This is a genomic window from Aestuariivivens sp. NBU2969, from assembly GCF_019931125.1.
Lineage (GTDB): Bacteria > Bacteroidota > Bacteroidia > Flavobacteriales > Flavobacteriaceae > Aestuariivivens > Aestuariivivens marinum.
Genome location: NZ_JAIOUU010000014.1, coordinates 43,009 through 66,245, shown reverse-complemented (window position 1 = coordinate 66,245; position 23,237 = coordinate 43,009). Strand labels below are relative to the sequence as shown.

The window sequence follows — 23,237 nt, the reverse complement described above, 5'->3', positions numbered from 1 at the left end:
ATTTTTCAAAATATTAATGGTATAAGTAATGGAAGTAAAAGAATTTAAAACTGGTATTTGGACAAATAAAGTTGATGTAAGAAACTTTGTGGTCAATAACATCACACCTTATTATGGGACACATCATTTTTTGGTTGGTCCAAGCGATAGAACCCAAAAATTGTGGGAAGTGTGTAAAGAAGCCACCAAGGAAGAGCGTAAAAATAATGGTGTTCGAGCGGTAGATACCGAAAGCATTTCTACAATTAGTGCATTTAATGCTGGCTATATCGATCAAGAAAACGAGGTAATTGTTGGTTTGCAAACCGATGAACTTCTAAAACGCACCATGAAACCATTTGGTGGCTTTAAGGTGGTACAAAAAGCGTTGTCTGAACATGGTCTAAAGCCCAATAAGGCCATAACAGAATTGTTTTCTAAATATGTAAAGACACACAACGATGGTGTTTTTGATGCTTACACTGCTGAAATAAAAAAATACCGTTCTCTGGGATTTTTAACGGGTTTACCAGATAATTATGCAAGGGGCAGGATTATTGGCGATTACCGTAGGGTGGCCTTATATGGTATCGATTTTTTAATAGAATCCAAGAAAGCCGATTTAAATAACATCCAAGGACCAATGACAGATGCCACTATCCGTTTACGTGAAGAGGTATCTGAACAAATTAAGGCCCTAAAAGAAATGCTGGAATTGGGAGCAAAATATCATTTAGACTTAAGCCGTCCAGCTGAAAATGCAAGAGAGGCTGTACAGTGGACGTATATGGCATATCTAGCGGCAGTAAAAGAACAGGATGGAGCAGCTATGTCTTTGGGTAACGTCTCAACCTTTTTAGATATATATATAGAAAACGACTTGCAAGAAGGTCTAATTAGTGAAGTAGAAGCTCAGGAATACATTGACCAATTTGTAATGAAATTACGTATGGTACGTCATTTACGAATGGGTGCTTATGATGAAATTTTTGCGGGTGACCCAACATGGGTAACCGAAGCTATTGGTGGTATGTTTGAAGATGGAAGAACCAAGGTGACCAAAACCTCTTTCAGATTCTTAAATACATTATACAATTTAGGTCCTTCCCCAGAACCAAATATGACCGTTCTTTGGTCTGAGGAGTTACCCCAAAACTTTAAGGATTTCTGTGCTAAAGTAGCTATCGATACCTCATCTCTACAATTTGAGAATGACAACTTAATGCGAAAAAGTAGGGGAACAGACGATTATGGTATTGCCTGTTGTGTATCTCATCAAGCATTGGGCAAATCTATTCAGTTTTTTGGTGCGCGAACTAACTTGGCAAAAACATTATTGTTGGCCATTAACGGTGGTCGTTGTGAAATTACCGGAACTAAAATGGTTGAAGGCATTGCACCCTGCGATGATGAATATTTAGATTTCGATACGGTTATAACCAATTTTAAAATAGCCATGAAGCAGGTGGCGCATGTATATAATGATTCTATGAATATTATTCACTACATGCACGATAAGTATTATTACGAAAAAGCTCAAATGGCTTTAATCGATACTAATCCAAACATTAATATGGCTTATGGTATTGCTGGACTATCTATTGTTGCAGATTCATTATCAGCCATTAAATATGCCAAAGTAAAACCAATAAGAAATGAAGATGGTTTAACGGTAGATTTTAAAATTGAAGGAGAGTTTCCTTACTATGGCAATGATGACGATCGTGTAGATGTGTTAGCGGCTAATGCGGTTGCTGACTTTAATAACGAATTAAAGCAACTGCCAGTTTATAAAAATGCAGAACCTACCATGTCGGTGTTAACTATAACCTCTAATGTTGCATATGGGAAAAAAACAGGAGCTACACCAGATGGTAGAGCTAAAGGTATACCATTTGCGCCAGGAGCTAACCCAATGCATGGACGTGATTCCAATGGTGCTATAGCCTCATTAAATTCCGTGGCTAAAATTAATTATAAGGACTCTCAAGATGGTATTTCCAATACATTTTCTGTCATACCAAAATCTTTGGGAGCTAATGAAGAAGATCGAATTGAAAATTTAGCAACTATTTTAGATGGCTATTTTTCAAAAAATGCACAGCATGTAAATGTAAATGTATTAAATAAAGAAACGTTATTGGATGCTATGGAACATCCTGAGGAATATCCACAATTAACCATTCGTGTTTCCGGTTATGCTGTGAACTTTGTGAGATTAACCAAAGAGCAGCAATTGGAAGTCATAACGCGGTCATTTCATGAATCCATGTAAAATTTTTAATATTTTGAATTAGAAGTATCTGAAAATAGAAGTGTAAAAAGCTTCTTTTTCAGATACTAATTTAAAACAGGAAATCATTCAAGCTCAAGACAACATATTACACGTACATTCTATAGAATCGTTTGGTACACACGATGGCCCTGGTGTTCGTATGGTAGTTTTTTTACAAGGTTGTAAATTAAAATGCCTGTATTGCCATAACCCAGATACGATAGACACACATGGAGGTAAAGCCTATTCTATAGAGGAATTGGTACAAATGGCAGTTAAACAGAAACCCTATTTCGGAAAAAAGGGAGGTGTCACCGTATCGGGAGGTGAACCCTTACTGCAGTCCAAAGCATTAATTCCTTTTTTTAAGAGGTTAAAAGAGGAAGGCATACATACCAATATTGATACTAATGGTAGGATATTGAACCATTTTACCGAAGAGTTGTTGGATGACTATACAGATCTGGTGATGTTGGACATTAAACACATGACTGAGGCAGGATATCAATCGATTACAGGAGTTAAGAATAAAGAAACCACATTTAATTTTGCCAAGTATCGTGAAGCCTCAGGGAAATCGATGTGGCTACGCTATGTGCTTATTCCGGAAATTACGCATAAACCTGAGTTATTACATGCTATGGGCGAGTATTTTAAAGATTATAAAACTATTGAAAAGATAGAAATCCAACCTTATCACAAATTGGGGATCCATAAATGGGAGGCTTTGGGATGGGACTATCAACTAAACGAGGCACGGGAAAATACACCAGAGGAACTGGAGGAGGCCGTGCAAATACTGCAACAGTATTTTAAGGAAGTAAAAGTAAATTAAATAAAACCTATGTTGCAAATAGCAATGTAAAAATACAATAAGCAATGAATACACAAAAAATAAAAAGCAGATGGTTAATTGCAGCTTCAGCAGTTGGAATACATATTTCTATTGGTTCTGTTTATGCATATTCGGTAATGACCAATCCAGTAAAGGCTATTTTTGATGTAGATGGCAGTGTTGTAAAATGGGCATTTAAAATTGCTATTTTATTGCTGGGATTATCGGCTGCATTTTTAGGTCGTTGGGTTGAAAAAGTAGGACCTAAAGTAAGTGGAACAACAGCTGGAATTTTTTATGGTATTGGTATACTGGGTTCAGGATTGGCTGTACAGTTGGCATCCTTGCCTTTATTCTATATATGTTATGGAGTAATAGGTGGTATTGGACTAGGATTAGGATATATAACCCCGGTGAGTACACTCGTTAAATGGTTTCCAGATAGGCGTGGCTTGGCAACAGGAATGGCCATTATGGGTTTTGGCTTTGCCGCCTTAATATTCGGTCCCATCATGCAATCACTTTTTGATGCTGTTGGTGTAGCCAATGCGTTTTATATTTTAGGTGTAATTTACATGTTCATCATTTTATTGTCGGCAAGATATATTGAAAGACCACCAGAAGATTATATGCCAGAAGGGTTTCAGCCCAGAGAAGGAAAAACTGTTAAAGCAGATATGGCCAATATAGATGCCAGCGAAGCGTTAAAAACAACTCGTTTTTACTACATATGGCTGATGATGTTTATTAATATAGCTTGTGGTATTGCGATAATTTCTGCTGCAAGTCCCATGATGCAGGAAAAATTGAACTACAGTCCTATGGAAGCCGCTGCAATAGTAGGCCTAATAGGGGTGTTCAATGGTTTAGGTAGAATTTTGTGGTCTAGTCTCTCAGATTATTTGGGAAGGGCTAATACTTATATTGTGTTTTTTGTATTTCAAATATTAGCCTTTTATTTTCTACCAAAGATTACAATGGAACTAAGTTTTTTAGTTATTTTATTTACCGTTATTACCATGTACGGAGGAGGTTTTGCAACTTTACCAGCTTTTTTAGGAGACTTATTTGGCACCAAACAATTAGGAGCTATTCACGGGTTGGTATTAACTGCTTGGGCATTGGCCGGTGTAGTAGGTCCAACCATTTACGATATGGTTAAATCTACCACCGGTTCTTTAGATACAACTCTAGCTGTGTTTGCAGGATTGTTCTTAGTCGCCTTTGTAGTTGCGATGTTTATGAAAAGGGAAGTCACTAATGCGTATAAAAAATTAAATAAAGGAATAAGTTTTGCTTAGAACTGTATAAATCAATTTTTTCATATTTTTTTAAACCATCTTCATTATCATGAGAAGATGGTTTTTTATGCAAATCAAGGAACATATAAATTATTCATTCTATGATTTTTATCATTAAAAAACTACTTTTTTGGGGCTACTTTTACGCATGTTTTTAAAATTATAAATCATGGAAATATTAGAAGAAGTGAAAACAAGAGTGTACAAATTTGGTAATAAGAACGCCGATGGAAATAGTTCAATGCGAAACCTTTTAGGGGGAAAGGGGGCCAATTTAGCTGAAATGAGCGCTATAGGTATACCAGTTCCACCAGGTTTTACTATTACAACCGAAGTTTGTACTGAATATAACGAATTGGGGGAAGTTGCAATTGTTGAGATGATAAAACCAGAGGTTGAAGCTGCCATAGCCAATATTGAGAATTTAATGGGTGCCAGTTTTGGTGATAAGGAAAACCCGTTATTAATTTCGGTACGATCAGGGGCAAGGGTATCCATGCCTGGTATGATGGATACTGTTTTGAATTTAGGAATCAATGATGAGGTAGTGCTTGGGTTAGCCAATAAAACCAATAACGAACAATTTGCTTGGGATTCTTACCGCCGTTTTATTCAAATGTATGGAGGGGTGGTTTTAGGTATGAAACCTGCTTCAAAAGAGGATATTGATCCTTTTGAGGAAATTATGGAACACCTAAAGCACAAAAGAGGCATCCAATTGGATACCGAATTTACGGTTCAGGATTTAAAAGACTTAGTTTACGATTTTAAAGAAGCTGTTAAAAAGCGTACAGGGCATGATTTCCCAACCAATCCTTGGGACCAACTTTGGGGAGCTGTTGTCGCGGTATTTAACAGTTGGAATGGTGATAGGGCTGTGTATTACAGAACTATGAATGGTTATCCAGCCGATTGGGGAACTGCGGTGAATGTTCAAGCCATGGTATATGGTAATATGGGCGATAATTCTGGCACAGGAGTTTGTTTTACACGTGATGCCGGAACTGGTGAAAACGTATTCAATGGGGAGTATTTAATCAATGCACAGGGAGAGGATGTAGTTGCAGGTGTAAGGACGCCACAGCAGATTACTAAATTAGGTTCCCAGCGTTGGGCGGAATTGGCTAAAATTGAGGAAGAAGACCGTTTGGAAAACTATCCTTCACTCGAAGAATTGATGCCATCTATATTTAAAGAGCTTAATGGTTATCAAGATATTTTAGAAAAGCATTACCGTGATATGCAGGATATGGAGTTTACCATTCAGGACGGCAAATTATGGATATTACAGACCAGAAATGGCAAACGTACTGGAGCAGCTATGGTAAAAATTGCCATGGATTTGTTGAAAGAGGGTATGATTAACGAAAAAGAAGCCTTATTGATGGTAGAGCCTAATAAATTGGATGAATTATTGCATCCCATTTTTGATCCTTCAGCATTAAAACGAGCTCATGTTATTGCCCAAGGTCTGCCAGCGTCTCCAGGAGCGGCAACAGGTAAGATTGTGTTCTTTGCAGACGAAGCAGCCAAATTTAAAAATAGTATCCTAGTACGTATTGAAACCTCTCCAGAAGATTTGGAGGGTATGAATATAGCCAAAGGTATTTTAACTGCTCGTGGAGGAATGACATCTCATGCAGCCGTTGTGGCTCGTGGTATGGGTAAATGTTGCGTGTCTGGAGCTGGTGCATTAAAAATTAACTATAAAACCAGAACCTTAACTGTTGATGGTCATGAGTATCATGAAGGTGACTGGATTTCATTAAACGGTTCCACAGGTAATATTTTTGAAGGTAAGGTAGCTACTATGGAACCTGAATTAAGTGGCGAATTTGCAGAGCTTATGGAATTGACCGATAAATATGGAAAAATGAAGGTGCGTACCAATGCTGATACGCCAAAGGATGCTCAGGTAGCCCGTAGTTTTGGTGCACAGGGTATCGGGTTGACCAGAACGGAACACATGTTTTTTGAAGTCGATAGAATTAAAGCTATGCGGGAAATGATATTGGCAGATACTGTTAAAGGTCGTAAACAGGCTCTAGAGGAACTGTTGCCTATGCAACGATCAGATTTTGAAGGCATATTCGAAGCTATGGAAGGGCTATCTGTAACCATTCGTTTATTAGATCCACCATTGCACGAATTTGTACCACATCAACTGACCACCCAAAAAGAATTGGCAGAAGACATGCATATTTCCTTGCAAGCGGTAAAAAATAAAGTGGCAGAACTAGAGGAGTTCAACCCAATGTTAGGGCATAGGGGTTGTCGTTTAGGAAACACTTATCCAGAGATTACCGAAATGCAAACCCGAGCTATTATTGAAGCAGCACTTAACTTGAAGGAACAGGGCATTATTTGCAAGCCAGAGATTATGATTCCATTAGTGGGAACTGTTAAGGAGTTTGAGGCTCAAGAACAAGTGATTAGGGCTACGGCAGATACCGTTTTTGAAGAGCGAAATGATACAGTTGAGTATTTGGTAGGTACCATGATTGAAGTTCCAAGGGCTGCCTTAATGGCTGATTTAATTGCTGAAAAAGCTGATTTCTTCTCTTTTGGTACCAATGACTTAACGCAGATGACCTTTGGTTATTCCCGTGATGATGTTGGTAAGTTCTTGCCTATATATATTGAAAAGGGCATCTTAAAAGTCGATCCTTTTGAAGTATTAGATCAGGAAGGCGTTGGTCAATTGGTGAAATTGGGAACTGAACGTGGTAGAAGCACAAAACCAAATTTAAAGGTTGGTATTTGTGGCGAACATGGAGGTGAACCAAGTTCTGTAGAGTTCTGTTTTAACACAGGAATGGATTACGTGAGCTGTTCACCTTATAGAGTACCTATAGCACGTTTGGTATCTGCACAAGCTGCTATAAAGGCAAAAATGTAGAATTTATTGCTTAATTTAAAGAAAAGCCTAAGCGATATAAAATCGACTTAGGCTTTTATGTATTATAGAATTTTGTTTTAACTATGGCTTTCAATCCACTTTCTAGCATTCACAAAAGCCTCTAACCAAGGAGACACTTCGTCTTTACGACCTTCAGGATAGTGTGCCCAATTCCACTGGAACGTAGAACGTTCTATATGTGGCATGGTTACTAAATGACGTCCAGTTTTATCACACATCATAGCGGTATTGAAGTCGGAACCATTTGGGTTATGTGGATAGCCTTCATAGGCATACTTCGCACAAACATTATATTGGTCTTCAGTATATGGTAAATTGTATTTTCCTTCACCATGCGAAATCCATACACCCAACCTACAACCAGCTAATGATGATAGCATTATCGAATTGTTCTCTTGAATTATAACTGAAGTAAATGCGCTTTCGTGCTTATGGGAATCATTATAGGTTAATTTACCGTGAATTTTATGTTCAGGATTTACCAACTCCAATTCCATCCACAATTGAGCACCATTGCATATACCAACAGATAAGGTGTCTTCACGTTTAAAAAAGTTTTTAATCACTTCATTGGCCTTATCGTTGTATTTTATAGCACCTGCCCAACCTTTGGCAGAGCCTAAAACATCTGAGTTACTAAACCCACCAACAGCTCCTAAAAATTGGATGTCTTCTAAAGTTTCGCGACCAGAAATCAAGTCAGTCATGTGTACGTCTTTCACATCGAAACCGGCTAGATACATGGCATTTGCCATTTCGCGTTCACTGTTACTGCCTTTTTCACGAAGGATAGCAGCTTTCGGTCTAGACTTCGATAGATTTGATAAACTAGGTAGTTTACCGGTGAAATTTTTTGGAAAAGTATATTGTAGGGGTTGGTTTTTATAATTATTGAATCGGTCTTCGGCCAAGCCATTAGCGGTTTGCTTTTTATCTAACAAATAGGAGGTCTTGTACCAAATATCTCGAAGTCTTGAAACGGTTAATGTAAATATATCGGTTCCATTAATAATACTCAATACATCATTGTTAGTAACTTTTCCAATATTGAAAAACTCTATATCTGCTTCAGATAATACCTTTTCAATAGAATCATCTTTCGTTTGTATAACAATACCTGCATTTTCACTAAATAATAATTTAAAGGAATCCTTTTCATTTAATAAAGATAGATCTAATTCAGCTCCTAAATTATTGTCTGCAAAGCATAGTTCTAGTAAGGTTGTAATTAATCCACCTGAAGCAATATCATGTCCTGCAATTATTTGTTCATCAACAATTAATTGTTGAATGATATTGAAAACTGTTTTAACATAGTTGGCATCTTTTACGGTAGGGGTTTCAATGCCAATTTTGTTTAGTATTTGAGCGAATGAGCTACCACCTAATTTAAAGCTGTCTTGTGAGATGTTTATATAATAAATAGGACCTGCATTTTTCTTATAAACAGGTTCAACTACTTTGTTGATATCATTACAATTTGCTGCAGCAGAAATAATAACCGTACCTGGAGAAATAACATCTTCATTAGGGTATTTTTGTTTCATGGATAACGAATCTTTACCAGTAGGAACATTAATGCCTAGCTCGATAGCGAATTCTGAAACAGCTTTTACAGCTTCATACAACCGGGCATCTTCACCTTCATTTTTACAAGGCCACATCCAATTGGCAGATAAGGACACATTTTTTAAGCCTTCTTTTAAAGGCGCCCATATAATGTTGGTTAAGGCTTCGGTAATGGAATTTCTACTACCAGCAATAGGGTCGATGAGCCCAGAGATAGGGGAGTGACCAATGGAGGTTGCAATCCCTTCCTTTCCTTTAAAATCCAAGGCCATAACGCCTAGGTTGTTTAAAGGCAGTTGTAATGGTCCGGCACATTGTTGTTTGGCAACCTTTCCCCCCACACAACGGTCTACTTTATTGGTTAACCAGTCTTTACAGGCTACGGCTTCCAGTTGTAATAATTGTTCGAGATAATCGTGGAATTTATCCGTAGTATAGTTAACATCTTGGTAGTTTTGTTTCACCGTTTTATCGATCATAATTGTTTTAGGAGAGCTACCAAACATGTCTTCTAAAGCTAGATCCATAGGCGTATTACCATTGGTTTTAGATTGGAACGTAAACCGATTATCTCCAGTTACATCACCTACACTATACATGGGCGAACGCTCACGATCTGCTATTTTATGAAGTGTTTCCAAGTGCTTTTCGGCAATAACCAATCCCATACGTTCTTGCGATTCGTTACCAATAATTTCTTTACTCGATAGGGTTGGGTCACCAATAGGTAAGGCATCTAGATCTATTATTCCTCCAGTATCCTCTACTAGTTCAGATAAACAGTTTAAGTGACCTCCCGCACCATGGTCATGAATAGACACAATAAAATTCTCTTCACTTTCTACCATACCACGCACAGCGTTGGAAGCACGTTTTTGCATTTCTGGATTAGAGCGCTGTACGGCATTTAATTCTATACCAGAAGAGAACTCACCAGTATCGGCTGATGATACCGCGGCACCTCCCATACCAATACGATAGTTTTCACCCCCTAGAATTACAATTTTATCTCCTGCTTTTGGTGTGTCTTTTAATGCTTGGTCTTTTTTACCATAACCAATACCACCAGCAAGCATAATTACTTTATCGAAACCAAGTTTTCTTGCCTGTTCTTCATGTTCGAAAGTTAAAACCGAACCACAAATAAGTGGTTGTCCAAATTTGTTTCCAAAATCGGACGCGCCATTGGAAGCTTTTATTAAAATATCCATTGGGGTTTGATATAACCAGTCACGTTCATTAAAGGCTTGTTCCCATGGGCGATTTGCTTCCAATCGCGAATAGGACGTCATGTAAACTGCGGTCCCTGCTAAAGGAATAGAGCCTTTACCGCCTGCCAATCTATCTCGGATTTCACCTCCAGATCCAGTAGCAGCACCATTAAAAGGTTCAACTGTAGTAGGGAAATTATGGGTTTCGGCCTTTAATGAGATAACCGATTCAAATTCTTGTGTTGCATAGTAGTCGGGAATATCAGCACGCTTTGGTGCAAATTGCTCTACTTTAGGGCCTTTAATAAAGGCTACATTATCTTTATATGCAGAAACGATATCGTTTGGATGGGTTTCCGATGTTTTTTTTATCAGTTTAAAAAGTGACGTTGGTTTTTCTTTACCATCAATTATGAATGTGCCATTAAAAATTTTATGACGGCAGTGCTCACTGTTTACTTGTGAAAAACCAAATACTTCAGAATCTGTTAATGGTCTACCAATTTTTTTTGCAACACCTTCTAAATATTCAATTTCTTCGTTACTTAAAGCCAAGCCTTCCTGTTCGTTATAAGCCGCTATATCTTCAATGTTAAGTATAGGCTTTGGTGTAATGTTTATAGTAAATGAATCTTGGTTTAACCCTTTGAATTTCTCAGAAATCATAGGGTCGTAATCTTTGAAATTTTCAGCCACAGCCTTAAATTTCTCAATGCGGATAATATCTGTAATGCCCATATTTTGGGTTATTTCCACTGCATTGGTGCTCCATGGGGTAATCATGGCTGCACGCGGACCAACAAAAAAAGCATCTAAGGATGCTTGTTCTATTTTAGGTTGGTTGCCAAATAACCATGTTAATTTTGATATAGTTTCAGGTGATAATTCTTTTGTGGTTTGAACAGCAAAAACCTTGCTATCTGTGTTTCCAAAGAAATGAATCATTATAGATGTATTATGTTGCGTTTTGAAAATGCAAAAATACGTTTTTATTTTAGATTGTTGATTAAGGATTTTTGATTTTTAAGCAGTTTGTGAACAAGCTTTTTAACAGTCGTTTTAACAATTCAGATGGTAGTCTTTGGTTACAGCTTAAAGAAAAGCTTTTATAACATTATAATCACTAATCAATAATATCTAAAAGTACTTTTTTAAAATAGAAATCACCGATTGGTAATAAGAAATTCCAAATAAATTAAGATGAACCAAAAGATAATATAACTGATAAATTTTAATACGGATTGGTGTGTGTTCGTCTTGGGGAATACGATTAAAATAGGATTCGTAGAATTTATTACCAAAGCCACCAAAGAGTTTACTCATGGCAATATCGACCTCTGAATGGCCGTAATAAATTGCAGGGTCTATGAGGTAAGGGATTCCATCTCTTGATATTAAATAGTTACCACTCCATAAATCGCCATGTAACAGTGATGGTTTTATGTTGTTAAATAATGGCTCTAAGGTTTGGATAATGCGATCGTAGGTAGGACATTCGTTAGATGAAAGTAAATAACTTTGTTTAGCCAATTCAATTTGGGGTGACAAACGTTCAATTGCGTAAAATTCAGTCCATGATCTATGTTTATTATTGCTTTGGGGTAAGTTTCCAATAAAATTATCCTTGTTAAATCCAAAATTGTTTGACGTACATTGATGTAATTTGGAAAGGTGTAACCCTAAGTTTTCAAAATCTATTGGAGCAGGGGTTTTCTTTTCAATGTATTCTAAAAGTAAGTAAGCAGTATTTTCAAAAGTACCATAATTATAAACTTTTGGTGCTTTTATGGCTTTTGTATTGCTTATTAATTCCAATCCATTTGCTTCAGTTTTAAACATCTGAAAAGCATTTTTGTTGTTTAGTTTTAAAAAGTAAGAATGCCTAGAAGATTCAATTTTATAAGTTTTTGAAATATCTCCTCCTCCAACAGGAGTTAGTTTTGTGATAGTATCGTTTATAATACTCGAGATGAATATTTTGAAATTGTTAACCATAGTCTAAAAATAAGAAAGACCAACAGATTAATGTTGGTCTTTTTATTTTGTTTTATTGATAGTGTGTTATTGTATTATTAGCTTCTTTGTTATGGACACTTCATTAGAATTTAGTTTTACTAAATAAACGCCCTTGCTTAATATAGAAATGTCTATAAAATTCTTAGAGTTATTTATGGTATGTGTCATGATTTTTTTACCTAGTAAATTATAAACAACTACTTCTAGTTTTTCGGTAGTTGTAAAATAAACTAAGTTATGGGTTGTGGGGTTAGGATGCATTCTAATATTTACTATTGATTTATCCGTAACTCCAAGTGAACTCCATCTGTTCTCTGCCACAGGACCACCCCAAATTAAAGTAGCTAAGTACGGGTTGTCTATAAAAGGATTTCTATTGCCTTGTGCATAAGTGTTTTCACTCACATGGTAGGCGTTTCTATTATCTTCATAAGAAGATACAGGGTCTTCGGCATTCCATTCTAAAAATAAATCAATCATGTCATCTGGAGTAGAGGCACTACTTCCAACGCCAATGTTTGTTGGCAGGCATTGGTTTTCATATCGGATATACATATACATAATTACCCTTGCAACATCACCTTTCCAATTATCACCAGGGTACCAGTTTGTATTGCTATTTACTTTACCTGAATTCCCTGTTCCATCTGCAAAAGGTAAATTGTCCCTTTCGCCATTACGCTGAACATCTGAAGCTCTTATGTGGTGACCATCAGCACCGGGACCAGTATTGTCCATAGCTGGAGTGGCTTTAGATTTAGCATAGATATGTTCTCTGTTATAGTCACAATTTGAACCCCCATTTAAGTTTATGTTTCTTTCTAAATCGTTTGTACAATCTGAGTCAGAACCATCTTCCCATCCATAAATTAATAAAACGTTGGAAGCATTACTTGGGTTTTGGTCGGTAGATTGTATGGCATCCCAACCATAGGATAATATATTAGTGTGCTTATTTATGGTTAAATTACTTAAGCTTGTTTTTAATGTTAGCCCAGTTTCCGAAAAATCTATACCAGAATAATAATCCTGTAATTCTGCAGGAGGCTCGAGTTGCCCGAAGCAGGTAATTGAAATGAATAAAAATAAAAAGTAAAGATGCTTCATAAACAATTATTTTCGTTGTAAAAGCGCCATGTAAAATCCGTCGAATCCCGATAGGTGTGCTAAGACCTTGTTATCCTTAACAAATATAAAATCTTTTCCAGACTCAGATGTTAAAAATTTATCCACTTGTTCTTGGTTTTCAGAAGGTAACACAGAACAAGTAGCATAAACCAATTGTCCTCCAGACTTCACCATTTTGGAGAATTGCTGTAAAATCTCTAGTTGGGTAGTTTTAATTTTGTCTAAAAATTTAGGTTCTAATTTCCATTTCGCATCTGGGTTTCTTCTTAGTACGCCTAACCCAGAGCAAGGGGCGTCAATAAGCACACGATCGGCTTTGTCATAAAGCTTTTTAATGGTTTTTGTAGAGTCGATATGGCGTGTCTCTATATTATGAGCACCATTGCGTTTGGCCCTACGCTTTAACTCATATAGTTTGTTGGCATAGATATCCATGGCGATAATCTGCCCTTTGTTTTCCATTAAAGAGGCAATGTGTAAGGTTTTGCCTCCGGCACCGGCACAGGTATCGACCACGCGCATACCAGGTTTTACATTTAAAAATTCTGAAACCAATTGAGACGAGGCATCCTGTACTTCGAACAAACCATTTTTAAATGCTTGGGTTGAAAACACATTGGAGCGTTCCTTCAGTTTTAAAGCTTGAGGGTAGCCTTTCAGAAATTCAGTTTCAAAACCTAAGTCAAATAGTTCTGCTTGTAATTTTTCTTTGGTCGTTTTTAGGGTGTTTGTCCTTAAAATAACATGGGCCTGTTCGTTAAGTGCAGCAATTTCTCTAGTCCAAATGGTGTTACCCAATTCTTTTTGACCCAGTTCATCTAGCCAATCAGGGATAGATTCCCTAATCTTCCTAATTTTAGAAAGCTCATCAAAACGTCCTTTTATTTTTCGGGTTGGTGTATTTTCAAAATATTTCCAATCGGGCAATTTAATGCCTTTTAGCGTTGCCCAAACAGCAAACAAACGCCAGAGGTTATCACGATCAAAAGGCTCCTTTACTTCAGCGATTTCAGCATATAAACGTTTCCAGCGAACTATATCATAAGTTGTTTCGGCAACAAATGCACGATCTCGGGCACCCCAACGTTTGTCACGTTTTAGCAATTGCTCAATAACTTTATCGGCATATTTACTTTCGTTAAAGATTAAGGTTAAACCATCTATAATGGCAAAGCATAAATTTCTGTGTAGTCGCATTTTTTTATTTCTCAGTGTTCAGTAGGCAGTTTCTACATTTTCTAAAAACCAAACTGTTTTAAGTTATTGAGTGCGCTAAGTTACATTAAAAGCATGAATTGACTAATGTTTTTATTTTTTCGACATTTAGGCTTATCTTTCTAAAAATTAATGCTTATGAAATCTTGTTTACTTCTTTTTTTGTGTTCACTGTTTTTAATTTCATGCAGAACTAAGGACAATAATTTTAAGCCTAGGCATTTTAATAAGGTTGACATTGAAACTGTTTTTGAGGATTCTTTGTTAAGTATAAGAGCGATAGAAATTTTGGATGATAAGAGTTTGTCATTTGCAGCGAATAATAACACTTTTGGGTTGTTTAACCCCAAAACCAAGCTATGGAAAACTTCGATACAGAAGTACGATACATTGAAATTACATTTTCGAGCAGTAGCACATACAACTGAAGACTTTTTTATGTTGAGTATTGAAAACCCAGCATTATTATTTAAAACAGGTGAAAAAGGCAAAATGGATTTGGTATATAGAGAAGATGCTGAAGGAGTGTTTTACGATGCCATGAACTTTTGGAATGATCAAGAAGGTATAGCCATTGGTGATAGTGTCGATGGTTGTTTATCGGTTATTATTACAAGGGATGGTGGTAGTACATGGAATAAATTGTCCTGTGATCAATTACCAAAAGGATTAAAAAATGAAGGTGCTTTTGCAGCGAGCGATACAAATATAGCTTTAATAGGAAATAATACTTGGGTGGCTACTACAGCCGGCCGTATTTATTTTTCACCCGATAAAGGCCATAATTGGGAGGTGTTTGATACTCCCATTGTTAAGGAAAAAGCTACTGAAGGTATTTATTCCATTGATTTTTATGATGTACTAAACGGTTTTGCTATAGGTGGCGATTATACCAATCCCGATACCAATGCTGCTAATAAAATACGAACAATAGATGGCGGCAAAACTTGGCAATTGGTAGGTGAAAACCTAAATCCAGGTTATAGAAGTTGTGTGCAATATATGCCAAATAGGGAAGGCAAGGAGTTGGTAGTCCTTGGTTTTAAAGGTATTGATTATAGTAACGATTCTGGTAAAACTTGGAAACATTTAAGTGATGAAGGTTTTTACACCCTAAGATTTTTAAATGATAGTGTAGCTTATGCTGCTGGTGCTGGACGAATCTCTAAATTGCAATTTAAATAATAAAGAGAGATGTTAGCCTTACTCTTTTCTTCGTTTTTTAAATTCATCAATCATTTTTCGTTTAAAATCTTCTTCAGCTATTTTAAGCCATATTATTTTTTTCGGAGGGATGATATCGGTAAGTTTATTTGAAAATTCAACCCAAAGTTGATGTAGACTGTTTTCAGCTTCATTGTATTTTTCAATAAGTTCTCTTGCTCTTTCATCAGACATGGTGTCAAATGTTTCCTTAATTTCTCTTCGAATGTTTTTAATCTTTATATATTTAATTTTAGAACTATTTTTCTCAAAATCATTGTAAACTGGCCAAAATTTTTGGGCTTCTTTTTCAGTAAGGTCCAAACGTTCAGTTAAAAAAGACACTTTCAGCGCTTTAATGCGTTCCCTATGGTTTTGTGCTTTTATGTTAAGTGAAACCAGTAAAAGCACTATAAAAATGGTTTGTTTTATGTTCATATCCAATTGCATTTATTCAATTAATATAGTTTCAATATCTACATTATTTAAAAGATACTCTTCTAAGTTTTCTTTCTCGAGGTTGTAATCAACAAAAGTGTCTTCTGTAAGTTCTTCCTCAGTTAATAATATGGCTAATTCATAAGAGCTTATGTTTTCATCTATAAGAAAATTTTCAACGGTTTGGGTTTCTAAGGTATTAAAAGAAGGTTGGCTGTTAAAAACAAAAACATTTAAAAATACAATCATGGCTGCAGCTATGCTTGATGCGTAAAGCAATTGTTTCTTACTAAACAAGGCAATGACTTTGGTTTTATCATTAGTTGAAACTTTATCAATTAGTTTATCTTCTAAATTTTTAAAATAGTTTTTAGGTACATTAAAACCTGATGTTTCTGCAAATTTTAGTTTTCTATTGGGTTTTATGGAGCTCAATACCTTGTCATCAAAAGTTTCAAAATACCCAACCGGTGTTTTAAACCCTGTAGACTTTATGGTATGAAGTAAATTCTTTTTCATTTCTACTATATGACTTATAATTTCAATAAAGGTTTAATTATTAGTAAGATAAGCTTCAATTTTTTTTACGGCAAAATGGTATGATGCTTTTAGAGCACCTTCACTTGTTTCTAAAATCTCGGCCATTTCTTTATATTTTAAATCTTGAAAATATTTCATATTGAATACCAATTGTTGCTTCTCTGGTAGCGTAGCGATAGCTTTTTGCAATTTTATCTGAATATCATCACCCACAAAATAAATATCAGAAATTAATTTACCAATAGCAATTTGTTGGGCCTGTTCATTAGTGATTTGCATTCGTTTTGCATTCCTGTTTATATGTGTAATGGCTTCATTGGTTGCTATGCGATACATCCATGAAAATAATTTACTGTCGCCTTTAAAATTTTGAATGTTTTTAAACACCTTTATAAATGTGTTCTGTAATACGTCATCTGCATCATCATGTGACTTTACAATATTTCGAATGTGCCAATACAAACGTTCTTTATATAGAGAAACTAATGTTCTATATGCTTGCTCCTTATTGGTTTTGGACTGTAATTGTTTAACTAACTGTACCTCGTCGGTCACTAATTTTTTCTTATTTGACTCTTAAATATAACAAAAGTTTAAAATATTATTTTAAATAAGATTTCAACCTTCTTATGGTTTAAATATCGATAAAATACACAAAAATACGATAAAATGTTATTTTTTCTTGTTTTGTAAAACGTTTTGTGTTAAGTTTGTATCATAAACCTACTTATGTTGTTAGTTGTCCCCAAATCTAACAATGAATAAAAAAAGGATAGATGCCCAAATCTCTATCCTTTTTTGTATTAAACATGTCTTCTTGTCATTGTCTTAAGTAGTTAGGTTTACTCAAAACTTTGCATGTCAACCAGTTTCTTGTAAACACCATTTTTAGCAATGAGTTCATTGTGTTTGCCTTGTTCAACAATTTCACCTTTATTAAGTACAACTATGATATCGGCATTTTTAATAGTAGATAATCGATGTGCAATAACTATGGATGTCCTGTTTTTCATCATGTTTTCCAAAGCCACTTGTACTAAGCGTTCACTTTCAGTGTCCAGCGCAGAAGTGGCTTCATCTAGAATCATAATTGGAGGACTTTTTAACACTGCCCTTGCGATGCTTAAGCGTTGTTTCTGTCCGCCAGAGAGTTTATTTCCTGAGTCTCCTATATTGGTCTCTATACCTTTAGGTAGATCTTTCACAAATTCCCAGGCGTTGGCTACTTTTAAGGCTTCTATAACATCTTTCTCGGAAGCATTAGTATTTCCTAATTTTAAATTGTTTTTTATACTATCGTTAAATAAAATAGCATCTTGGGTTACAATGCCAAGTAACCCTCTTAGTGATTTAGTTGTTAATTCCCTTATATCTTGGCCATCAATTAAAATAGCTCCTTTGTTTACATCGTAAAAGCGGGTTATTAAATTGGCAATGGTAGATTTGCCACTACCTGATTGCCCAACTAAAGCAACAGTTTGTCCTTTGTTTATGGTTAAGGAGAAATTCTTTAAAACATATTCTTTTTCATATTTAAATGAAATGTCATTAAACACAATATTTTTTGCAAAACCTGATTTATTTACTGCATTAACACTATCCATTAAAGGATTTGGAGTATCTATAATTTCATGGATGCGTTCTGCAGCTGCACCACCTTTTTTAACATTAACCAATCCTCTTGAAATTGCTTTTGCCGGGGTTAGAATGTTATATGCTAATCCTATGTAAACTATAAACTTACTACCATCTAGAAATAAAGTCGAATCACCGCCAATAATTAAATTTCCACCATACCATAGAATTATTGATATCATGCAAATGCCTAAAAACTCACTTGTAGGAGAAGCTAAGTTTTGTCTGTTTAGTAATTTATTTGAAAAACTATAATATCTATTAGTTGATTCTTGAAAGTGGTCATTAAATTTTTCTTCGGCATTAAACCCTTTAATAATTCGAAGTCCGGTAAGTGTTTCTTCTAAAGTAGACAAGAATAATCCTTGCTCTTTTTGAACTCTGTCTGATTTTCGTTTTAAGCTTTTACCAATTTTGGTAATAATAAATCCCATTATGGGTATAAAAATAAATACAAATAAAGTGAGCTTAGCGCTTATAATAAGCATGGTAACCAATGTGAAAATGATCGTTAATGGTTCTCTTACAATAAGCTCTAATACAGGAAGCATAGAGTATTGTAAGTCGTTAACATCCCCCGTAACTCTTGCTATTAGATCTCCCTTTCTTTGTTCTGAAAAATAAGAAAGCGGTAACGATAATATTTTTTCATAAACTACATTTCGTATATCCCTAATTACACCATTTCGTAAAAACACCATAAAATAATTGGCTAAATAGCCAAAAATGTTTTTTAGAAAAAAGGTTATAATAATAAGTATTATTACAAAAACCAGTGCTTTAGATTTGTCTCCTTGGGTAAATTCGTTCATGTAAAACGCTAGAGAATCTTCAGCAAAATGACCAATTTCAGAGACTCCTTTGTAAACCGGTTTTGTAGATGGGATGACTTTTTCTTTTTCAAAAATTACATCTAGCATCGGCATGAGTGCCACAAAAGAAAGTGTACCAAATAAAGCAAAGAATACATTGGAGATAATGTGTCCTACCGCAAATCGTTTATAAGGTTTTGCATACCTTAAAATATTAAAAAATAAGTTCATTAAATAAGTTTCATATCTTTAAGAATAGCTTCAGCTTTTGTGTCCAGGGTAGTTTCACAATTTTTAAAATCTTCAATAGACTCTAAAGTAGTATTAACGCTTACATAAAATTTAATTTTAGGCTCTGTTCCGCTAGGTCTTAAAGCGACTAGACTACCATCTTCAGTGTAATATATCAATACATTAGATTTAGGAATGTCAATTACGGTTTCTTCTCCTGTAAGCATATTTTTAGCTATGGATGCCTCATAATCTTCAAACTTAACAACTGTCGAACCATTAATAGTCTTAACAGGTGTTTTTTTGGCTTCATTCATCATTTGTTTAATTTCCTGAGCGCCTTCAATACCCTTTTTGGTTAGCGATACCAATTTCTCTTTGTAGAAACCGTGCTTTATGTAAAGTTTTATCAATTCATTAAAGAAAGAACTTCCATTGGATTTCGATATTGCAGCAATTTCACAGGCTAACAAAGTTGAAGTGACTGCATCTTTATCGCGTACAAAATCACCAACCATATAACCAAAACTTTCTTCGCCACCACCAATAAAATTAAGTTCTTTATGGTCTTTAATGAGTTTGGCGATCCATTTAAAACCAGTGAGTACGATCTTGCTTTCAACTCCATAGGTATTGGCTAATTTGGTCAACATAGGTGTTGAAACAATCGTTGAAGCAATAAATTCCTTGCCTTTAATTTTTCCTTCCGCTTTCCATTGTTTTAAAAGGAAATCGGTCATCATGAGCATGGTTTGGTTACCGTTTAACAGTTGTAGTTCACCATCGTTATTGCGCACGGCCACCCCAAGTCGGTCGCAATCAGGGTCGGTACCAATAACAATATCGGCATTTACTTTTTCAGCTAATTCCAATGCCATTTTTAGGGCTGCTGGTTCTTCTGGGTTTGGAGATTCAACAGTAGGAAAATCGCCATTAGGAGTTTCTTGTTCTTTTACAATATGTACTTTTTTATATCCTGCTTGTTTCAAAGTTTCTGGAACAGCCGTTATGGATGTGCCATGAAGAGAGGTAAAAACAATACTTAAATTGTCTTTAGCTTCTTGAGTCGCCCCTATGCAGCCATTTTCCACTGAAGCTTTAATGAAAACATCATCTAGGTCTTTACCAATATAGTGTATTAGGTTTTGGTTAGCATCAAATTTAATGTCGGAATAATCAATTTCGTTTATCATTTTAATAACTGCGCCATCATGAGGAGGAACCAATTGTCCCCCGTCTTGCCAATACACTTTGTAACCGTTGTATTCTGGCGGGTTATGTGAAGCGGTTAGGACAATACCACAATGGCAATTTAAATGCTTTACTGCGAACGACAACTCCGGCGTTGGACGTAAATCTCCAAATAAATACACTTCAATACCATTTGCCGAGAACACATCAGCAACTACTTTGGCTAAAGATTTACTATTGTGTCTACAGTCGTAAGCAATGACAGCTTTAGGTCTTTCATTAGGAAATTGTTTGTGCAGATAGGCGCTTAAACCTTGAGTGCTTTTCCCTAGTGTATATTTGTTGATTCGATTGGTGCCAACCCCCATGATACCACGCATGCCACCTGTACCAAACTCTAAATCTTTATAAAAGCTTTCTTGAATATCCTTAGGGTTATTTGCTATGCTTTCTTTAATAATAGTTTGTGTTTCACTATCAAACTGTGGAGTTAACCATGTATTGATGCGTTCTAAAATTTTTGGTTCTATATATATCATGATAGCATTATAATAAAGACAAAATTAAGTAATTGAAAACTAATATTAATTTTTGAACTATGATTTAAAATGAAATATAAACGAAATCGAAATAGTTAGAACCGGAGTGGTCTAAAAATTCAATTTATCCTTTATAAGGTATCTTTTTTTGCTTTCTTTGGTTCGTAATATGATTTCTCCTAAAAAACCAGCTACAAAGAATTGCGTGCCAATAATCATAGTCGAAAGAGCAAGATAGAACTGTGGACGTTGGGTAATTAGCCTTCCAGTTGGGTTTAAAAATAATTTATCTATACCCAAATACACCGCGAAACAAAAACCAATCGCAAACATAAGTACGCCTAATGCCCCAAAAAGGTGCATGGGGCGTTTGCCAAAATGTGATAAGAACCAAATTGTAATTAAATCGAGGAAACCATGAATAAAGCGATCCATGCCAAATTTGGTGACCCCATATTTTCTAGCTTGATGGAGCACTATTTTTTCACCTATTTTGGTAAATCCAGCATTTTTAGAGAGTACTGGAATATAACGGTGCATTTCACCATTAACGTCAATGTTTTTAACAACGTCATTATGGTAAGCCTTTAACCCGCAATTAAAATCATGCAGTTTAACCCCAGATGTTTTTCTGGCAGCCCAATTGAATAGTTTCGAAGGTAGGTTTTTTGTAAGTACATCGTCATAACGTTTCTTTTTCCAGCCCGACACCAAATCGTAACCTTCATTTATAACCATACTGTAGAGTTCTGGTATTTCATCAGGGTTGTCTTGTAAGTCCGCATCCATGGTAATAACAATGTTACCCTGAGCCTTTTCAAAACCAGCATGCAATGCTTGGGATTTACCAAAATTCTTTAAAAACCTAATCCCCTTTACGCTTTTGTTTTTTTCTGATAGTTTCTTAATAATGCTCCATGAATCATCAGTACTACCATCATCTATAAAAATAATTTCATAAGAAAAATGATTAGCAGTCATGACTTTAACAATCCAATCATTCAATTCTTTTAGGGATTCGTATTCGTTAAGTAGTGGTATAACTACTGATATATCCATAGAATTATTTGAAATTTAACATTTCAAAAATACAGAAATTATTGTGAGTCTGGATTGTTTTTTTTCATAGTAGCTGCAACTAGTAACCCGATAACACATAAAGGCAACATATAGTTAACAAATAAGGCTATAAGACTATTTTTTATGGAGTACAGGTTTTCAGCTTCAAGTTTATCAACGGTTTCGGAAATTTTGTCGGGATGCATATTTATGCTTTCGTAGATTCCTACTACCTTTTCAATTGATTTTTCTTTTAAAAAAGTGGCGGCATCGGTATCAATAAAGTTAAATAGGATAAAAGAAACTAAAGTAACAATTGTTGAACCAATTAAACTGGTTATGAAATAGGCAGTAAATGCTTCTTTAAAATTAGTGTAACCATCAAAGGCCTGCTTTACTTTAGCAATAGAAATAAGCCCAAATATAATTGCAATTGCATATATAGATAAGCCAAACCAAGTGTTGACAAATAAATTTAAGTCTATGGCATATGCAATGGTTAAAAGTAAAGTGAGTAAAACCCCTAAATAGAGCCCATAATCTTTGGCAATTGACTTTAAAGATTTTTCCATAATATAGTATTTTAAATGTTGGTATCCAAAGGTAGTAAAACGCTACTGTATTATTGAAAATAAAAAATAATAAAAAATATTGTTCATTTATAAAAAATACTTAAATTTGCAGCTCGAAAATTGAAAAGATAAAAGCATTTAGCGATGAGAAAAGGTATACATCCAGAAAATTATAGATTAGTAGCATTTAAAGACATGTCTAACGATGATGTTTTTATAACAAAATCTACTGCTAACACTAACGAAACAATAGAAGTTGATGGTGTTGAGTATCCACTTGTTAAAATGGAAATTTCAAGAACATCGCACCCATATTATACTGGTAAATCTAAATTGGTAGATACAGCTGGTCGTATCGATAAGTTTAAAAGCAAATATGCTAAATTTAAAAAATAAGTTTAGCCTTAATTATTTAAATTAAAGCCTTTCAGTTCTGTTGAAAGGCTTTTTTTATGAATTGAATTTATGTTTTCGAACACATTTAGGGTATCTTTATTTGTTTGATTTTTTTAATTCAAAGGCATATGAATCTTTTCATTTGAAAATCTATAAAACCAAATGACAAGTT

General features: G+C 35.2%; 17 protein-coding genes. 6 read left to right on the top strand and 11 right to left on the bottom strand.

What is annotated here, in order from left to right:
- Positions 1 to 28: 28 nt before the first annotated feature.
- From pflB to ppdK, 4 genes are all read left to right on the top strand, one after another.
- A complete protein-coding gene (pflB, locus tag K7G79_RS10840) occupies positions 29 to 2,254 on the top strand; it encodes a formate C-acetyltransferase (protein ID WP_223551600.1) in 2,226 nt (741 codons plus the stop codon).
- Positions 2,255 to 2,336: 82 nt separating this feature from the next.
- The gene (gene pflA / locus K7G79_RS10835) at positions 2,337 to 3,089 is read left to right on the top strand and encodes a pyruvate formate-lyase-activating protein (RefSeq protein WP_370634213.1); all 753 of its coding nucleotides are present in this window, start codon (positions 2,337 to 2,339) and stop codon (positions 3,087 to 3,089) included.
- A gap of 44 nt (positions 3,090 to 3,133) precedes the next feature.
- Positions 3,134 to 4,390: an OFA family MFS transporter gene (locus K7G79_RS10830; RefSeq protein WP_223551599.1), complete on the top strand. Its 1,257-nt coding sequence runs from the start codon at positions 3,134 to 3,136 to the stop codon at positions 4,388 to 4,390.
- A 169-nt stretch (positions 4,391 to 4,559) separates the two neighbouring features.
- Positions 4,560 to 7,289, top strand: coding sequence for a pyruvate, phosphate dikinase (ppdK, locus tag K7G79_RS10825; protein ID WP_223551598.1), 2,730 nt, complete (start codon positions 4,560 to 4,562; stop codon positions 7,287 to 7,289).
- 77 nt (positions 7,290 to 7,366) lie between these two features.
- Here the strand turns inward: ppdK and purL are convergent, their stop codons facing one another.
- From purL to K7G79_RS10805, 4 genes are all read right to left on the bottom strand, one after another.
- The gene (gene purL, locus K7G79_RS10820; RefSeq protein WP_223551597.1) at positions 7,367 to 11,035 is read right to left on the bottom strand and encodes a phosphoribosylformylglycinamidine synthase; all 3,669 of its coding nucleotides are present in this window, start codon (positions 11,033 to 11,035) and stop codon (positions 7,367 to 7,369) included.
- Positions 11,036 to 11,227: 192 nt separating this feature from the next.
- On the bottom strand, positions 11,228 to 12,085 hold the full coding sequence (locus K7G79_RS10815; protein WP_223551596.1) for a fructosamine kinase family protein: 858 nt from the start codon (positions 12,083 to 12,085) through the stop codon (positions 11,228 to 11,230).
- 66 nt (positions 12,086 to 12,151) lie between these two features.
- Positions 12,152 to 13,213 carry an endonuclease gene (locus K7G79_RS10810; RefSeq protein WP_223551595.1) on the bottom strand — a complete coding sequence of 354 codons (1,062 nt, stop codon included), beginning with the start codon at positions 13,211 to 13,213 and terminating at the stop codon, positions 12,152 to 12,154.
- A 6-nt stretch (positions 13,214 to 13,219) separates the two neighbouring features.
- Positions 13,220 to 14,431, bottom strand: a complete 1,212-nt coding sequence (locus K7G79_RS10805; RefSeq protein ID WP_223551594.1) for an RsmB/NOP family class I SAM-dependent RNA methyltransferase — start codon at positions 14,429 to 14,431, stop codon at positions 13,220 to 13,222.
- 156 nt (positions 14,432 to 14,587) lie between these two features.
- Here K7G79_RS10805 and K7G79_RS10800 point away from each other — a divergent pair, with 156 nt between their 5' ends.
- Positions 14,588 to 15,634: an oxidoreductase gene (locus K7G79_RS10800; RefSeq protein ID WP_223551593.1), complete on the top strand. Its 1,047-nt coding sequence runs from the start codon at positions 14,588 to 14,590 to the stop codon at positions 15,632 to 15,634.
- 18 nt (positions 15,635 to 15,652) lie between these two features.
- Here K7G79_RS10800 and K7G79_RS10795 read toward each other — a convergent pair whose 3' ends face one another.
- The 7 genes from K7G79_RS10795 to K7G79_RS10765 all read right to left on the bottom strand — a co-directional run bounded on the left by K7G79_RS10795 (position 15,653) and on the right by K7G79_RS10765 (position 22,669).
- The gene (locus tag K7G79_RS10795; RefSeq protein ID WP_223551592.1) at positions 15,653 to 16,090 is read right to left on the bottom strand and encodes a hypothetical protein; all 438 of its coding nucleotides are present in this window, start codon (positions 16,088 to 16,090) and stop codon (positions 15,653 to 15,655) included.
- A 12-nt stretch (positions 16,091 to 16,102) separates the two neighbouring features.
- A complete protein-coding gene (locus tag K7G79_RS10790; RefSeq protein ID WP_223551591.1) occupies positions 16,103 to 16,609 on the bottom strand; it encodes a hypothetical protein in 507 nt (168 codons plus the stop codon).
- A 33-nt stretch (positions 16,610 to 16,642) separates the two neighbouring features.
- Positions 16,643 to 17,185: an RNA polymerase sigma factor gene (locus K7G79_RS10785; protein WP_223551590.1), complete on the bottom strand. Its 543-nt coding sequence runs from the start codon at positions 17,183 to 17,185 to the stop codon at positions 16,643 to 16,645.
- A gap of 287 nt (positions 17,186 to 17,472) precedes the next feature.
- Complete coding sequence (locus K7G79_RS10780) at positions 17,473 to 19,308, bottom strand: ABC transporter ATP-binding protein (protein WP_223551589.1); 1,836 nt, start codon at positions 19,306 to 19,308, stop codon at positions 17,473 to 17,475.
- The gene (locus K7G79_RS10775) at positions 19,308 to 21,038 is read right to left on the bottom strand and encodes a phospho-sugar mutase (protein ID WP_223551588.1); all 1,731 of its coding nucleotides are present in this window, start codon (positions 21,036 to 21,038) and stop codon (positions 19,308 to 19,310) included. The genes K7G79_RS10780 and K7G79_RS10775 overlap by 1 nt, the downstream gene beginning before the upstream one ends.
- 111 nt (positions 21,039 to 21,149) lie before the next feature.
- Positions 21,150 to 22,097, bottom strand: a complete 948-nt coding sequence (locus K7G79_RS10770; RefSeq protein ID WP_223551587.1) for a glycosyltransferase family 2 protein — start codon at positions 22,095 to 22,097, stop codon at positions 21,150 to 21,152.
- 38 nt (positions 22,098 to 22,135) lie between these two features.
- Positions 22,136 to 22,669, bottom strand: a complete 534-nt coding sequence (locus tag K7G79_RS10765) for a DUF4199 domain-containing protein (protein ID WP_223551586.1) — start codon at positions 22,667 to 22,669, stop codon at positions 22,136 to 22,138.
- A gap of 144 nt (positions 22,670 to 22,813) precedes the next feature.
- Here K7G79_RS10765 and K7G79_RS10760 point away from each other — a divergent pair, with 144 nt between their 5' ends.
- Positions 22,814 to 23,065, top strand: a complete 252-nt coding sequence (locus K7G79_RS10760; protein ID WP_223551585.1) for a type B 50S ribosomal protein L31 — start codon at positions 22,814 to 22,816, stop codon at positions 23,063 to 23,065.
- Positions 23,066 to 23,237: the final 172 nt, after the last annotated feature.

Bases quoted from the DNA above. Each gene is read 5' to 3' on its own strand.
- K7G79_RS10815 (WP_223551596.1), bottom strand. From the start codon at position 12,085: ATGGTTAACAATTTCAAAATATTCATCTCGAGTATTATAAACGATACT.
- ppdK (WP_223551598.1), top strand. From the start codon at position 4,560: ATGGAAATATTAGAAGAAGTGAAAACAAGAGTGTACAAATTTGGTAAT.
- K7G79_RS10780 (WP_223551589.1), bottom strand. From the start codon at position 19,308: ATGAACTTATTTTTTAATATTTTAAGGTATGCAAAACCTTATAAACGA.
- K7G79_RS10805 (WP_223551594.1), bottom strand. From the start codon at position 14,431: ATGCGACTACACAGAAATTTATGCTTTGCCATTATAGATGGTTTAACC.
- K7G79_RS10810 (WP_223551595.1), bottom strand. From the start codon at position 13,213: ATGAAGCATCTTTACTTTTTATTTTTATTCATTTCAATTACCTGCTTC.
- K7G79_RS10765 (WP_223551586.1), bottom strand. From the start codon at position 22,669: ATGGAAAAATCTTTAAAGTCAATTGCCAAAGATTATGGGCTCTATTTA.
- K7G79_RS10775 (WP_223551588.1), bottom strand. From the start codon at position 21,038: ATGATATATATAGAACCAAAAATTTTAGAACGCATCAATACATGGTTA.
- K7G79_RS10800 (WP_223551593.1), top strand. From the start codon at position 14,588: ATGAAATCTTGTTTACTTCTTTTTTTGTGTTCACTGTTTTTAATTTCA.
- K7G79_RS10790 (WP_223551591.1), bottom strand. From the start codon at position 16,609: ATGAAAAAGAATTTACTTCATACCATAAAGTCTACAGGGTTTAAAACA.
- K7G79_RS10770 (WP_223551587.1), bottom strand. From the start codon at position 22,097: ATGGATATATCAGTAGTTATACCACTACTTAACGAATACGAATCCCTA.
- pflB (WP_223551600.1), top strand. From the start codon at position 29: ATGGAAGTAAAAGAATTTAAAACTGGTATTTGGACAAATAAAGTTGAT.
- K7G79_RS10760 (WP_223551585.1), top strand. From the start codon at position 22,814: ATGAGAAAAGGTATACATCCAGAAAATTATAGATTAGTAGCATTTAAA.
- purL (WP_223551597.1), bottom strand. From the start codon at position 11,035: ATGATTCATTTCTTTGGAAACACAGATAGCAAGGTTTTTGCTGTTCAA.
- K7G79_RS10830 (WP_223551599.1), top strand. From the start codon at position 3,134: ATGAATACACAAAAAATAAAAAGCAGATGGTTAATTGCAGCTTCAGCA.
- K7G79_RS10795 (WP_223551592.1), bottom strand. From the start codon at position 16,090: ATGAACATAAAACAAACCATTTTTATAGTGCTTTTACTGGTTTCACTT.